General features: G+C 56.4%; 14 protein-coding genes. 7 read left to right on the top strand and 7 right to left on the bottom strand.

Annotated elements, in window-relative coordinates; genetic code table 11:
• The first annotated feature begins 225 nt into the window (after window positions 1–225).
• From DTL42_RS25525 to DTL42_RS25545, 5 genes are all read left to right on the top strand, one after another.
• Complete coding sequence (locus DTL42_RS25525) at window positions 226–780, top strand: hypothetical protein (RefSeq protein WP_114373706.1); 555 nt, start codon at window positions 226–228, stop codon at window positions 778–780.
• Between the two features lie 91 nt (window positions 781–871).
• Window positions 872–1,372, top strand: a complete 501-nt coding sequence (locus DTL42_RS25530; RefSeq protein ID WP_114373709.1) for a MarR family winged helix-turn-helix transcriptional regulator — start codon at window positions 872–874, stop codon at window positions 1,370–1,372.
• A 210-nt stretch (window positions 1,373–1,582) separates the two neighbouring features.
• On the top strand, window positions 1,583–2,452 hold the full coding sequence (locus tag DTL42_RS25535) for a radical SAM protein (protein WP_114373713.1): 870 nt from the start codon (window positions 1,583–1,585) through the stop codon (window positions 2,450–2,452).
• Between the two features lie 13 nt (window positions 2,453–2,465).
• Entirely contained in the window at window positions 2,466–2,696 is a 231-nt protein-coding gene (locus DTL42_RS25540) for a hypothetical protein (RefSeq protein WP_114373716.1), read from the top strand.
• A gap of 172 nt (window positions 2,697–2,868) precedes the next feature.
• Window positions 2,869–3,078 carry a CDGSH iron-sulfur domain-containing protein gene (locus DTL42_RS25545; protein WP_114373719.1) on the top strand — a complete coding sequence of 70 codons (210 nt, stop codon included), beginning with the start codon at window positions 2,869–2,871 and terminating at the stop codon, window positions 3,076–3,078.
• Window positions 3,079–3,178: 100 nt separating this feature from the next.
• On the opposite strand, the gene DTL42_RS25550 is transcribed toward DTL42_RS25545, so the two are convergent.
• Window positions 3,179–5,293, bottom strand: a complete 2,115-nt coding sequence (locus tag DTL42_RS25550) for a DNA topoisomerase VI subunit B (RefSeq protein WP_234824364.1) — start codon at window positions 5,291–5,293, stop codon at window positions 3,179–3,181.
• A 451-nt stretch (window positions 5,294–5,744) separates the two neighbouring features.
• On the opposite strand from DTL42_RS25550, the gene DTL42_RS25560 reads away from it, so the two are divergent.
• Window positions 5,745–6,110 carry a hypothetical protein gene (locus DTL42_RS25560; protein ID WP_114373725.1) on the top strand — a complete coding sequence of 122 codons (366 nt, stop codon included), beginning with the start codon at window positions 5,745–5,747 and terminating at the stop codon, window positions 6,108–6,110.
• 60 nt (window positions 6,111–6,170) lie between these two features.
• Window positions 6,171–6,797, top strand: a complete 627-nt coding sequence (locus DTL42_RS25565) for a hypothetical protein (protein ID WP_114373728.1) — start codon at window positions 6,171–6,173, stop codon at window positions 6,795–6,797.
• Window positions 6,798–7,310: 513 nt separating this feature from the next.
• Here DTL42_RS25565 and DTL42_RS25570 read toward each other — a convergent pair.
• The 6 genes from DTL42_RS25570 to DTL42_RS25595 form a co-directional block, all read right to left on the bottom strand.
• A complete protein-coding gene (locus DTL42_RS25570; RefSeq protein ID WP_114373731.1) occupies window positions 7,311–9,809 on the bottom strand; it encodes a tetratricopeptide repeat protein in 2,499 nt (832 codons plus the stop codon).
• Between the two features lie 246 nt (window positions 9,810–10,055).
• Complete coding sequence (locus tag DTL42_RS25575; protein ID WP_114373734.1) at window positions 10,056–10,499, bottom strand: ExbD/TolR family protein; 444 nt, start codon at window positions 10,497–10,499, stop codon at window positions 10,056–10,058.
• A complete protein-coding gene (locus tag DTL42_RS25580; RefSeq protein ID WP_114373737.1) occupies window positions 10,496–10,927 on the bottom strand; it encodes an ExbD/TolR family protein in 432 nt (143 codons plus the stop codon). The genes DTL42_RS25575 and DTL42_RS25580 overlap by 4 nt, the downstream gene beginning before the upstream one ends.
• Before the next feature lie 4 nt (window positions 10,928–10,931).
• Window positions 10,932–11,762, bottom strand: coding sequence for a MotA/TolQ/ExbB proton channel family protein (locus DTL42_RS25585; RefSeq protein WP_114373740.1), 831 nt, complete (start codon window positions 11,760–11,762; stop codon window positions 10,932–10,934).
• A gap of 9 nt (window positions 11,763–11,771) precedes the next feature.
• Window positions 11,772–12,719, bottom strand: coding sequence for a tetratricopeptide repeat protein (locus tag DTL42_RS25590; RefSeq protein WP_147274439.1), 948 nt, complete (start codon window positions 12,717–12,719; stop codon window positions 11,772–11,774).
• Between the two features lie 112 nt (window positions 12,720–12,831).
• Window positions 12,832–13,827 (bottom strand): hypothetical protein, encoded by a 996-nt coding sequence (locus DTL42_RS25595; RefSeq protein ID WP_114373746.1) that lies wholly within the window; start codon window positions 13,825–13,827, stop codon window positions 12,832–12,834.
• Between the last annotated feature and the right edge of the window lie 154 nt (window positions 13,828–13,981).

Genomic DNA, 13,981 nt, shown 5'->3' on the forward strand with positions numbered 1-13,981 from the left:
AATCGAAAGCGGATGTAACTATTAGCGCCCTCCAGGTCACCATTACTTTGGAAGGCGAAACCTCTGAGTTTATCAGCCCAAAAACGGCCTGAACAGGGAATCTAGCCGCCATCGTGTGCGGTAGTTGAATTTTAGATTTGCTGGTCGCTAGCCAAGAAAAACTTGTTAAGCTGGATGTACGGCTAATTCCGTAGTTCGCTGGCTTACCGACTTCCCCGAAATTGCATGACGATCGACCACTACCCGACTGAAATTGCGGAACTCCTCCAAACTGCCCAAACCTGCCCTTTGGGGCCAGGCAGTCCCGTTCCAGAGGCGTACGAGAAGCTGAAGTCGCTAAACGTAAACTCTTTGAGCCAAAGAGCTTTGCAAGATCGAGCAATGGCCGAAGCTTGTCTAAGCGGGTTGTGGCTCCGCTTCAACTATTTGGACCAATCCCACACTATCAGCCAGGATTTGCCTGATAGCACTGGTAGCTATTGGCACGGGATCATGCACCGGCGAGAACCAGATTATTCCAACGCGAAATATTGGTTCCGCCGTACAGGAAACCATCCAGCCATGGTAACATTAGCAAATAAAGTAAATTTTTTAGTTGCAAATGAAAAATTAGACCGGAAGACACAGTTCCTGTCCGAAGTAAACTGGGACCCCATGGCGATGGTTGATGCTTGCGAAGCCGTCGCCCGGGGAAACTGCCAACAGCAGGAACTCTTAGAGAAGGTTGCCCAGACGGAATGGGAAACCTTATTTGAATACTGTTATTCCCGTGCGTATTAGTCCGGAATGGCCGTTTCAAGGCACAGAAGAAGCAGGCTGACTCGTCTTTATCCTTATCTCGTCGACAGCCTCCTAACCTGAAGAGAAAAGAATGCTCCGTTACGATTTCGAAGATAGCCTGGGATATTGGGTGTTTAGTGTCGCCCATCTGATGACTCGCGCGATGAATGACGAACTTGGCAAGCTCGGCATTACTTATCGCCAATGGGAAGTCCTTTGCTGGCTTTCTTACATGGGCGAAATCACCCAAAGTGAACTGGCCGACCACATGCGGATTGAAGCCCCCACGTTAGTGGGAGTGATCGACCGCATGGAGCGCGACGGCTGGATCGTTCGCGAGACTGATCCCACCGATCGCCGTAAGAAGATCATCCGGGCCACCGAAAAAGTGGAACCAATGTGGGAACAGATGGTCAATTGTGCCAAAGATGTTCGTGCCAAAGCCCTGCGCGATGTGCCCCCGGAAGACGTGAAGAAAACCAAAGAAATCCTCACGCAAATCCGTGGCAACTTGCTTACGGAACTACCGGGACATATCCCTGCCGAGCCAATCGGTCAGAAACAGCCGACCGAAGCTGGCTCGAATCGCTAACTGCGGCAGTCGGCAAGCTGCCTTCGGGTAGCCGATCCATTTTCGTCAGGGAACCAGCGCGCGGCAGCTGTTCCCTGAACCATTCGCAGGCAGGAATTCTCTTTCCTATGAACCGCGAAAAGCGATCATGGATTATGCTATAGGGACGCGCTGCGAAGTGCATCCCTTTCGAGTGGGCGAATAGCCCCTGCCGTTTTCCCTAGCTGCCTGATGACCACGCATCGACTACACACGCAACACCAGCGCAACTTCGACGGCAATCGGTTCGTCTATCCTGTCCTTTCTCGACGCAGCAAAGGTTTGTCGATCGGGGTGAACTTGAACCCTGACAAAATCTGCAATTTCGATTGCATCTATTGCCAGGTCGACCGCCGCACCGAGAGCGAAGTTCGCTTTGTGGAGAGCGAACGTTACTTTGCAGAGCTGGAAGAAATGCTCGATCTTTGTGCCTCGGGCCAGATCTTCCAAACGGGAAAGTTCGCCGAAACGCCTGACCATTTGCGGCGGGTAAACGATATCGCGTTCAGCGGCGACGGCGAACCGACCACCTATAAGAATTTCGACGAACTGATCGAACGCTCTGCCGAGATCAAACGGCGACACGGCTTAGATGACGTCAAAATGGTGCTGATCACCAACGCCACCATGTTCCATCGCCCGCACGTGCAGCGAGGGCTGGAAATCTTAGACGCCAACCAAGGCGAGATCTGGGCGAAGCTCGACGCCGGGACCGAACCCTATTATCGCACGATCGAACGGACCAAAATTCCCTTTCAGCGCGTGCTCGACAACCTTCTGCTGGCCGCACAGGCTCGACCGATTGTGATTCAATCGATGTTCCTGAAGTTACTCGGACAAAGCCCCTCGGCGGAAGAAATCACTGCCTATTGCAGCCGCTTAAGTGAAGTGCGGAGCAGGGGAGGGAAGATCAAGCTCGTGCAAGTTTATACCGTGGCCCGCAAGCCTGCCGAGTCGATCGTCGCCCCCCTGGCAGACGACGAAGTGGATGCGATCGCCCAACAAGTGCGCGACCAAACCGGTCTCGCCGCAGAAGTTTACTACGGCAGTTCCGACTATTAATTGGCAAACCGCAATGGCCTCGCAATCGAAGCAAACGAACTACTTAATCGGCGGAATCATCGCGGCACTGGCGCTGTGGGGTATTTATCTGGCGATTGGCTCTTACCTCGGCATGGGTGAAAAGACGCGTCAGTTCGATATTCGGCGCGGTTTGATCGTGGCAGGCTGCATGGCAACTTTCCTGCTATTCTGGGGGGCGCTGCTGTGGAATCGTCAGCGGAACTTGCCCTCGGACGACGAGTAATGTTCGCAAGCTTCTCGGACGCCGAAAATCAGCCTACGGCGCAGTAGGCACAAGGGTGCGGGCTGGCTTCTTTCTCTCACTTCCCTAGAATGTCGGCAGGCAGTCGCTTTGCAAGCTTCATCGCGTTGCCACAGGTCCACGTAGCCAACCTCTTGCAGTGAAGGATCGGAATATGTCCGAAACCAAGATTCGCATCCGAGACAATGGTCCGTTTCTGGTCGAAGGCCCCATCACGTTGGAAGACGCCGATGGTAATTCGTACACCATCGACAAACCGACCATCGCCCTCTGCCGCTGTGGGGCATCTGAAAACAAGCCTTTTTGCGACGGCAAGCACAAACATTGCGGCTTCGCCTCGGAAGAACGCGCCGAGACGGAATAGATCAACGCAACGTTTCCGGCGGTCTTCCTCGCAGCTAATCCGCCAGGAAGACCGTTACGGATCGCCAACGTTTACGCGAGCCTGTAAAGAGGAGGCTTGATTAGTCCTCTTCGTCTTCATCCGCTTCGTCGAACAGTTCTTCCTGCGATGCTTTGCCGTTGGATTCCGTTTCCACTGGGCGGTTAATCAGGTCGGCCAGCATTTCGTCGTCATCTTTATCGACGATCAGCACACCGCCGCCGTAGTTCGCTGCCGCAGGATCAACGGCCTTGCCGCTTTCGTCGAAGACCATGTCGGCTTCGGCGGTTTTCTTCTTGGCGACTTCTAGCAGCTTCTCGTAGATATCGTCTTTAGGGGCTCCATTGATGTCGCTGACCGCTTGGGCGACTTCCCCTAAGTAACGGCGGAAGATGCTGCGGCGGTCGGCTTGCTGCTTCACCTTCATGCGACGACGCAGGAACATGCCTAACTTTCGCCCGACCGTTTGCAGGGCCAAACGCATTTCTTTTTGAATATCGTCGTAGCTGGCGACTGCTTCCTTGGCCTGGTTGGTGAAGGGAACCCACACGCTCGCGATGTGAACCATGATGGTCACCGGGCCGCTGGGCAAGTTGCCTCGCGACTGCGAAAGGCCATACGAACGCCAGTTGGTTTGGGCGATCGTCTTGGTAATCGCACAGTCGCCATGCTGGAACTGCAGCGGTACGCGGTTGGCATAGCGATAGACGTTCATCGACTGGCCTTCGTTCACGTTGACGTTCTGCATCGCGTCGAAAAGGATGTCGACTTCTTTCGGCTTCAGCTTGTTCGGACTCTTCCGTGTGCCTAGCTTGGACACCTTTAAAATCTTATCCGCCGCGTCGGGGCCCAAGCCATTGAAGGTCAGGATCAAAAACTGGCGGACCGTGCGGGCGTCCGTTTCGTACAGCAGTTCTTTGAGGAGGTCTTTGGTAATCTTCTGCGTTTCGACGTTGCCGCCGTAGGCCAGGGCGACTTCGATTTGAAACGGATTGCCTCGGTAAACAGCCGGCGGGCGAGTTGCGGCAGCGTAGAACTCGGCCGGCACCACGCTGTGCAGCCCCTTCAAAAGCTGCTCTTCGCCGATCGGCACAATACAGTCGGTGGTCGGGTTGCTGATCTTGGTATCTTGAATCGCGGCGTAAAGCTGCTCGGCATGATCGCGGTCGATCCGCTTCACTCGCATCCGAGTGCTGAGCTTAGCCTTATCGCAAATCTGCTTGGCGATGGTGGGGCTAACCCGCGAGAACGACGTAGTCAGGAAGCCTGACAAGCTGCTTTCGGTCGATTCTTTGCACATCGAAACCAACCGGCCCAGCTCGACCCCATACGGGTGCGGCTTGATTTCGGTGGCCTCCGGCGGAAGTATATCGGTCGAGCGACGATAACTTCGTGTCGTCCCGCTGGGGTCGGTGTAGTGCAGCGTCACATGCGGGTTGGCGATCGCCGTTTGTTCGAGGTATTCGTCGACACTTCCTTTGCCGCGTTGGTATTTGGCTTCCAGGTCGAGCGTGACCCGCGTGCCGTGGGCGATGGGCTTGGGTTCGGCCCCAGGCGTCTCAGGTTCGTGATGGGTAACCCATTCGATCCCTTGATCTTGGATGTACTTCTCTCCCTTTTCGCCTGGGGGAATATCTTCGCCGTCCCCCTTGCCGTTGAGGATTTCTGGCTTGTTGACCTTGGTATCGATCCGCAGTTCGTAGTAGTGGGCCGGCTTGTTCTTGCCGGTCTTGCTGACGATTTTAATTGGCTTGCCGGTCGTTAGAATGGCGTACATCCCGGCCGCGCTAATCCCGATCCCCTGCTGACCACGGCTCATCCGCAAGCGGTGAAACTTCGAGCCGTACAGCAGCTTGCCGAAGATCAGCGGGATTTGTTTCTTGAGAATACCGGGCCCATTGTCCTGGATCGATGCCTTGTAACGGCTTTCGCCTGTTTGCTCGACATGCACCCAAATCTCGGGCAAGATACCAGCTTCTTCACAAGCATCCAGCGAGTTATCGACCGCTTCTTTGATGGTGGTAAGAAGCGCCTTTCGCGGATTGTCGAAGCCAAGCATGTGGCGGTTCTTGGCAAAGAACTCGCTCACCGAGATATCGCGCTGCTTCTTGGCCATCGTCTCGGCCGTGGCTCGACGCGGAGCTGACTTCTTACGGGGTGCGTTTCCGTTCGCAGTAGAGGTGGCGCCTTCCGACAACGTGGAGTCTCCCTGGCATGGAATGGAGTTCAGTCTCGTCCTTGTTGGGGGTACGAGAGAGAGCAAGGATCTGGCTTAGTCCCTTCACCCTAGCCATCTTGCCGCAAAAGGGCGAGAGGGGACAGGCCGAGGAACAAGCCGCCGATTGTAGTAAAGTTTGCCGGTTGCGGGGATAGCGGCAGAATCTGGAATTTGGGGATGACTGTCACACTCGGAAGAATAGGGGTTTTTAGAGCGACAGCATTAGAAAGTTTCACCAGCTCGATCGGAACAGCCGATCTAATCAACGACGGGAGGTCTAGACTTATCTGCCCCGCGCAGATTGCCGAAGTACCCATTGGCGGCAGTTTGGGCCAGTTTCCCGACATAACACCATTTCGTGAAGCAAACCCACCCACGAACTAGCACGTGGCTGTCCCGTTGCCGCAATACGGCAGGAGCTATCAATCGGATGAAACGCATTGCTACAACTTGTTTGTTTGCCCTGGTATTGACCGCGGCAACGTTATCCAATGGTTCGACGGCCCAAGCCAACGAATACGCCAGCCCGCCTGCCTATCCGGACGTCATGAATCAGTATTACGTGCCGGATCAATTCTACGGTTACCCGGCTGGGATGTATCCCTCGCCGATGACCACTCCGCCGATCGCCGGTCGGACGTACGTTACCTATCCACCGTTGGATCCGCACGAGTTTCTGTATCGCCATCACCGCACGTACTATCACTACTACAACGGTGGACAAGGCTTCAACCGTACTCACGTTAAGTGGTACGGCGGCAAGACCTGGCTGAAACCTTACAACCCGTTCTTCTAAAGAGCTGCGCCAGCTCGACGACCGAGCAGCGACCCTCGCTTCACGTAGGAATTTATGACGATGACCCAGACACGACTGATTCTCGCACTCCTCGTCGGGCTGACCGTAGGCAGCGTGCAGACGGCCGAAGCCGGATGGCTTTGGGGACGCGGCTACAGCAACAACTCGAACGCCCAGCATGCCGAGAACCTGCCTTGGCACGGTGGTTACGCCTATCAAAACTACCAAACGCCGGTAGCGATGGTCGTTCCGCCGACTGCCAACATGCAAACCAACTATAGCTGGGGTGTGCCCAGCAGCCGCATGACACCGGTTTATCACCAGTTCAACCGAGCCAACCCAGGCGGCATCACCGGCAGCCCGGCCAGCTTGGGCATCACGCCGTACTACCCGAGCGACACCCGTCAGTTCGGCGTTTACAACGTGCGTGGTCCTTGGAACTACCACATGCAGCAAGACCTGCACTACGGTTGGCACCTGGGCTTCCACCATCGTCCGGCTTGGAACGGCCGCACCGGTAGCTGCCCCAGCGGCAACTGCTACGGTGGCGCTCCTTACAACACTGCTGGCAACAGCGGCCAGTCGGTGATCAACGACGAAGGCTACGTGCCGGGTACCTACGAAGAACACCCGGTTTCGCCTTCGGACGCCGTGCCAACTCCGGCTGCCCCGACCAACGAAACCTAATCGGCCAGGCCGAACGATATCACACAGAAAGCCGAACTTGCCTAGCGAGTTCGGCTTTTTTCATGCGCTGCCAGCACTGCATCGCTTTCTTAGAACGCATCTAACTGCGCTGTGCTGGCCAGGCAAAATGAAATTACTGCAAAGCCAACCCTGGCCGCGACATCTCATCCCGCGAAAGATGTTATCGAAGCGACAACCACGCCCCCTTCTTCCACGTTGCGATTCTGTCAAGGTTTGACGCTTAGACCCGTTTTTGCGGGCGTTTTCAGTGAATACCGAGGTTCAAACGGTTCGTTTCTCGTTTTGGCACGGGGAATGAACTTAAGTCACTCAGCAATTCACCCCCTGGAAACTTTTTCGCAAAGAAACCTTCCGATGCTTGAAATTCAAACCATGTTGATCTTCTTCGGTGCCTCGATCGCAATCGTGTTGGGCGTTCACATTTCTCGCCCCATCAAAGCGACCAACCCTTTTGGTGGCTAGTCAGCCGTTTTTTAAGCATCTTTTTTTTGGTTAAGGACGCGACCCTTGTTGCATCAACTGGACAAAACGAGCTTTCATCTCGGGGCCACCCATGTCCGGGTACAGGGTCTGCAAATAGCGGACAATTTGTTTCGCTTCTTCAGGGTTACCAAGCTTCAGATGGCAGCGAGCAATTTCCAACTTGGCCTCGTACCAGGCCGGCGACTCCGATTTGCTTTTGCGGCTAACCTCGCGCCAGGCTGTCAACGCTTGCTCTTGCAACGCCTTGTCCGTGCCACGCGATAACATCCGGGCCAAGCTAATCTGGGCGTCAATGTCATTCGGCTTCTGCTGCACGATTTGTTGTAGCGCTCGAATACCCGCTTCCAGCTTGCCACTATTCGCGAGTGCCTCGGCCTCTTGCTGAGCAATCACGTCTCGGGTTGGTTCGTCGAACTGGGCGAAGTTGGGCCGAAGCATTCCAATCACGGCCAGTTCAAGTTCGGCAATTTGGCTACGCACTTGAGGCGAAGCGGAACTGGTCATTTGGCCGAGGGCCTGCAGCGTTTCCAAGAGTGTGAAGGGGCTACTATCTTCCGCTTTTTTTAACCGGGTTTTCGCTTCGTCCAATTTACCGAGCCCCGCCAAGGCGATCACTTGCAACGCTTCCAACCGGCTTTGCCAACCTTCTGGTGCATCAGGATTGCTTCGCTGGGCGACTTCCAAAATTGCTCGGGCGTTTTCGTACCCGTTACGGCCATAGTTCAGCCACAACTGGGCGGCCGTTTCGGCGGCGGCCCGCATGGTCGGGGTCCACTCTTGATTGACGGACTGCCCTCGCAGGACGATCTGTTCGAAGTAATCGATTATCTGCTGCACGTCTTGCTGCACGAGTTGGTCTTTGCTGACCGCATCTTGAAACCACTTGAGCGACGACTGACGCACACCATCGACCGCTAAGACAAAGTGGCTGGAAGTGGGGGGCACCTTCATGTAGGCTTCGGTTGCGGCTCGCCAGTTGCCTCGGGTGAACTCGATTTGCCCCAACCACATCGCGGCCTGATTGCCTGCTTCCCCTTCAGGCCAACGCTGAAGGTTTTCTTTCAGCAGGGCAATGTAAGGCTCTAAGTCAGGCGGGTTCGATTTCCGAGCGATCATCGATTGATAGTAGGCCGCCGTCAAATGCCGCAGCGAGGCATCGTCGGCAGAAGGAAACGCCAGGGCTGCTTCGCGCAGGCGTTTCACACCATCGGCCAAGTCGCCCGCTTGAATCGCAGCCGCAGCAGCGGCCAGGCGCAGTTCATATTCGCCGTTGATATCAAGCGATTCGTGAGCCGCCGTTACGCCCAGATCGTAGGTCTTGATCGCATCGGCCCATTCTTTTTTGCGGACATACCCTTCCGCCGTCCGCCGCAACAGATCGACGTTTTGGGTGCCTCCGGAAGTCGCGTTGCCGGTGAGTTGCTGCTCGGCCCGGCGCGCCCAATAGGGGCCGTATAGTTGGTCAAGCTGTTTGACGACCGCTGCGGAACGGTTTTGCCACTTCTGAATCTCGTCTTGCTTCTTCTCTTGCTCCGCCTCTTTCCACAACGCCAGATACGTTTCAAAGCAAGCGTAATCCATCTCTGGCGAAGTTTGTCCGTCGAGTTCGCGTCCTTGGTTGATCAGTTGAATCGCGGCTTGAAGTTCCCCCTGGGCAAGCTTCGCCCGAACGATCTCGGCTTGGGCAGCGAGGGCAACTTGAGGTGGTGGCATCAATTGCAAGACGCGGGCCGCTTTCGCTTCTGCTTGATCGAGCCGCCCCAGCGAGCGCAACGCCCGGATTTCCAACAGCAACGACGGCCACAAAACGCCCGTTTCGGGGCGCAGCTTGGTGAGGGGTTCAATCTCGCGAACGGCCAGGGCCATGCTGTTGGTCCGGTCGAGCGAGTCGGGCGGATAAGCGAGCCCTTGCTCTTCCAACGCTTGAATCGCGTTCAACGATACACGCCGCGATAGCGCCAACAACTGGTCGGTGCTGAGACCACCTTTCTTGCTGGTGTTGTGCGATTCCCGCAGCAACTGGTCGACGTGATCTTGCAGCTTGGTAAATCGCTGAAGCGTTTCCAGGGCCAGGTGCTGGGCGTCGGCCAGCTTATCAGTGTCTCCCAGGACTTCGCCTTCTTGCCGCAGCAAACGGACACGGGCCAACTGCGACAACGCATCTTGCACTTCCACCAGCACCAAGGCAGGCTGATCGGGGAATTGCTGAGTGAACTGGGGCAGCACTGCCGCAGCAGAACTCCACCAACGATCCTGTTCGCCGGTACGTGCATTCAAAGCGTGTAGCGTGTAGGCCCTGACCAACTCGGCGGCCATTTCGGCCTGGGCCGGAGGCGAGTTCTGATCGGCTACCACCCGCTGGGCAGCGTACCGTTCAGCCAACTCGAACAGTTGCCGATCGAGCAAGCCACTGATCATCAGCCGATCGTCTTCCAGCGTATCTTGCCCCCACAAACCACTGGGGACCAGGGCGATCAGGCAAATCGAAATGGCTAGGCGTATGTTCATATCGTCAAGTTAATCGGGCCCATCTCCGCAGGGTGCGTCTCGACGCACCAAGCCCTGCGAAGCGATTGGCAATGAATTGGGCGTTTGCGTTTCCACGCGTTGTTGGTGGTGGTTATCGTATTGCCGTGAGTGTTTTTTGTTGTGGCGGGCGTATTTTAAAACCCCTCACCCTAGCCCTCTTCCCTCAGGGGCGAGGGGACATGAGGTTGCCGTTGGTCAGGCTGGTCGGTAAGCGGCAGCTTACGCTTAGCCTGGCTCGACGGCGAATTGAATTTGTTGGAAGTTTAAGCGTCGGGACATATCGTAAACGTCGATCACCCGCCCGATCGGGACCGAATCGTCCGGGTCGATGATTAAGGGAATGTCGTTTTTAATCGAAGCCAGTGCGGCCAGGCGGTTTTCTACTTCGCTCAAGTCTGACGTGCTGGCCTTATTGATGGTGTACAGGAACTGCCCTGGCTGACCGGTGATGCGGACCACGACTTCGTCGAAGTCTTCCACTTCCAACGGTTTCTCCGCTTCGGAACCGATTTCATTCGGCGGGGTAATGCTGCTAGGAAGTGCGTACTCGACAATCTGAAAGCTGGCTGTCCACAAAAAGAAGACCAGCAGCAGGAACACAACGTCGATCATCGGCGTCATGGCAATTTGCAGGGGCTGGCGATCGCGATAGGGACTGGGGCGTTTCATCGGGCGGCATCCTCCGGGCGAATCACCGAGAACGCCACGTTCCAAATGCCTGCTTGAGCGGCGGCCAACATCACCGGTTTCACATTCGCGAACGGTGTTTCACGATCGCAGCGAATACGCACCTCAAGCGCTTCGCCGATCCTTTCACGTTCAACGACAAGCCGTTCCTTTAATTCCGCCGGCGGTACCCGATGTCCGGCCAACGACAGTGAACCGTCCGCGCCGATGTTCACGACAACCCGTGGTTGCTGATCGTCGATAATCTCTTGGCCACTTTCCGCCGTGGGCAAAGGAAGCGGCAACTGCGATTCCTGCTTGGCCAGGTGGCTGGAAACCAGGAAGAAGATGATCAGCAGAAACACGACGTCGATCATCGGCGTCATGTTGAATTCGGCCTGGCCTGATTTGAGGTTGGTCGGCACACGCACGCGACTAGCTCCTGGTGGCTTGGGCGGCGGCTTGCCGTTTGCGACGCTTGAGGGGCGTGAAGACCTGCTGCGCGACGTAGGCCGCTTCAGCGACCAGCTCGTCGACCCAGTTACGGAAGATGGCAAATGCCCCCAGCGATGGAATCGCCACCAACAAACCACCAACCGTGGTGACCAGGGCCTGGTAAATGCCTTCTGCCAAGTCGCCTGCCCCAGCAGCACCTTGGGTGGCGGCCACTTGTTGGAAGGCGAAGATCATCCCGGTCACTGTCCCTAGCAGACCCACCATCGGGGCGATGTTACCGATCACGGCTAGGTATTCGATCTTGCGAAACAGCCGGGCCGACTGTTCGGCGGTGGCATCTTCCAGCGCTTTTTCAACCGCGTTCCAACCACCGTCAAGTTCTGCAATGCCACTTAACAAGACAAACGAAAGAAAGCTCGGTCGTTCGCGGCAAACGCGTTCGGCGTCTTGCACTTTCCCTTGCAACAACAAGTCGCGCACCGTGTCGCCCAACTCAGGCGGCATGATCTCGGACTTGCGGATGGTCATGATATGCTCGAAGACGAGATAGGCCGCCGTCATCGAAAGGGCCAGCAGGAAGATCAGAATCAATCCACCGGTGATGCCGCCGCTCAGGATGATCTCGACAATGCCGGTCTTCTGCGGTGGTGGCGCCGGTGCGTTAGCCGGCGTTTCCGCTGGGGCGGTTCCTTGCGCAATCGCTGGGGCGGGCCCGGTTGCCGGAAACCACGCTTGGCCAGGGCCAAGCATGCCCAAGCCGAGCACCACCAGGCAAACGCTCCAGATTCCGATTCGAGTCAAATTCGCCAAGGTTGCCTCCTAGTTGCTACCTGAGTTGGCCAGTCGTTTGAGGGTCTGTGCCGCTTCTTGCCGGGCTGGCTGATCGCCATACTTTTGCAAAACTTCGCCAGCCACACGGCGAGCATCTTCGACCTTTCCGCTGCGTTCTAACGCTCGCGCGGCTTGCACCAGGCTTTCCGCAGCGACCGCTTGATGGGTGGGATAAAGGATCGGGGGACGCATCAACGTGAGCGCGGCTTGAATGTTGTTGTCGAGTTGTCGCCACGCTTTGCCGACAACCAAAGTCGGCCCTGCCAACGCCCCTTCGCGGAGGATGCCGGCAGCGAGTTGTCTTTCCCACTGGGCGACATCGTCAGGGGTGGCGGTGACGATCTTGGTTTGCCAAAGCTGGGCTTCCGCCAGCAGCGCGATCGCAGGCAGCTTGTTGCGGCGGAGGGTTCCTAAAACTTCGATCGCCTTCGAACGATCGGAGGTTCCCAGCAGCCAACTGGCGCCCAGCAGTTGCGCGTACGGCGAAGGCATTTCGAGCCACGTGCGGGCAGCGCGGTCTCGCTCGAAGTCGGGGGGTAAAACGAACCAAGCCAACGGCAATGCGTCGAGATGAATCGTTTGCGGGTCGTCTTCGACGATCTTTAGAAACGTGTTGCCTGCCTCGACAATGCGTCCTGAGTTTTGCAATGCGATGACCGCTTGGGCCATGATTTCGCGGCGGACCCATGGCCTCGATTCGGCTGCGGCAGCGGCTTCCAAGGTGCGGACGGCTTCGTTCGAGCGTGAAGCGGCTAACAGCTTGAGCCCTTCCAAATAGCTTGGTCCGTAATCGGTTCGCACCGCTTGAACCTTCGCGGTAGGAATGCTCGATTGGCCGGTCGGCTTCTGCAACACGAGCGATTGCCCCGTGTAGTCGACAATCGTGCCGTAGACCTGGGTGGGGGTATCATCAGGAGATCTGGGGTACAACGTCACGACATCATCCGCCGCGCAGCTTCCCAACCACCAGCCCCAACCTGTGGCAAGGCAAGCCAACCAAAGCAACCAACAAATCGCGGGGCGATGCAACGGAGTTTCCTGTTGGGGATTAGTTCGAATGGGAAGCACCGAGCCCGGAGATGTCTACGTAAACATGCTGCCCGTCATTTCCTTCCGCTAGTTTTACCAGAAAGTTGCGACGACCATCATACTTACCGTAGCCGAATTCAATCGCGTGGATCGAGATGCCGCGATTCAGCCGATGAATTTCTTCCAGTTCGTGGGGCAAAAGGGTTGGTTGGTCGGCGTCGGTCAGGAAGAAGACAACGTCCGGGTTCATTTTCAGGGCGATCTTCAACGCATCGACATGCTTCGTTCCGCCGCTGGCAATGACACCCCCGACAAACTGTTTGGCCAGATTCTTCCCTTGTTCATCGGCAAACACCAAGCGAGGCCGATCGCCGCGGGGGCTGAAGACAAACGGTTCCTGGTTGTAGAAAATGATGGCGAACTGGTGCATCTTATCGAGATCGTTCAAGCTTTTCAGCAGTTCGGCTTTGGCGGCGTCCAAAGGGGCGCCGTTCATGCTGCCGCTGCGGTCGAAGACGTAAACGAACTTGGTTCCCTTGCCCTCGGCCCCGAAGACGCTGGTCTTCCCTTCTTTACCGAGGCCACCTTTCGAGGGTGCTCCTCCTTCCATTTGACTGCCAGCCGCAGGAAGCCCATCGGCCTGCTGGCCGCCGATCGACTCGTCGCCGCGAGGAAGTAAGTTGCCGACATCGCTAGGGGGCAGGTCGAGCGCCGGCAGGGCGTTATCGAGCGATTGTTCGGCTTGCTGCGAATCGGAATTTTGCTGCCCGTTGGCATTGGCCGACTTGTCGTTGGTTTCGTATTCGGTGGTATCGTCCGAACGGTTGGCCAGGGCGATCGTCCCTTTACGGGCCGGTTCGTCGCCGATTCCTTTGCTGACCGTTTGTACGGTTAAGATTAGCAACACGCCAATCAGCATGTGAATCAACAGCGACATCAGCCAAGCCGGCATCGTTCGCCGCGATTTTACCCAAGCCGTTTGATCGGCAGGATGGATCGATTCGAGTTGTGCCATGTGCGTTGCCCTAACAACCGAAATAAGAAGAAGTTTCGCAAACTGGTTTGTATCGAGCCAATCACGTCGAAACAAGCTTGATTTGCGACCAGCCCGGCAGCGTAGCTGTGATAGCTCCCCCCTTGGAAATCTGGAGTTAGGGGGAACGAATGTC

Source organism: Bremerella cremea, from assembly GCF_003335505.1.
GTDB classification, from domain to species: Bacteria; Planctomycetota; Planctomycetia; order Pirellulales; family Pirellulaceae; genus Bremerella; species Bremerella cremea_A.

Coding starts and splice junctions, on each gene's coding strand:
- DTL42_RS25525 (WP_114373706.1), top strand. CDS start 226: ATGACGATCGACCACTACCCGACTGAAATTGCGGAACTCCTCCAAACT.
- DTL42_RS25530 (WP_114373709.1), top strand. CDS start 872: ATGCTCCGTTACGATTTCGAAGATAGCCTGGGATATTGGGTGTTTAGT.
- DTL42_RS25535 (WP_114373713.1), top strand. CDS start 1,583: ATGACCACGCATCGACTACACACGCAACACCAGCGCAACTTCGACGGC.
- DTL42_RS25540 (WP_114373716.1), top strand. CDS start 2,466: ATGGCCTCGCAATCGAAGCAAACGAACTACTTAATCGGCGGAATCATC.
- DTL42_RS25545 (WP_114373719.1), top strand. CDS start 2,869: ATGTCCGAAACCAAGATTCGCATCCGAGACAATGGTCCGTTTCTGGTC.
- DTL42_RS25560 (WP_114373725.1), top strand. CDS start 5,745: ATGAAACGCATTGCTACAACTTGTTTGTTTGCCCTGGTATTGACCGCG.
- DTL42_RS25565 (WP_114373728.1), top strand. CDS start 6,171: ATGACCCAGACACGACTGATTCTCGCACTCCTCGTCGGGCTGACCGTA.
- DTL42_RS25570 (WP_114373731.1), bottom strand. CDS start 9,809: ATGAACATACGCCTAGCCATTTCGATTTGCCTGATCGCCCTGGTCCCC.
- DTL42_RS25575 (WP_114373734.1), bottom strand. CDS start 10,499: ATGAAACGCCCCAGTCCCTATCGCGATCGCCAGCCCCTGCAAATTGCC.
- DTL42_RS25595 (WP_114373746.1), bottom strand. CDS start 13,827: ATGGCACAACTCGAATCGATCCATCCTGCCGATCAAACGGCTTGGGTA.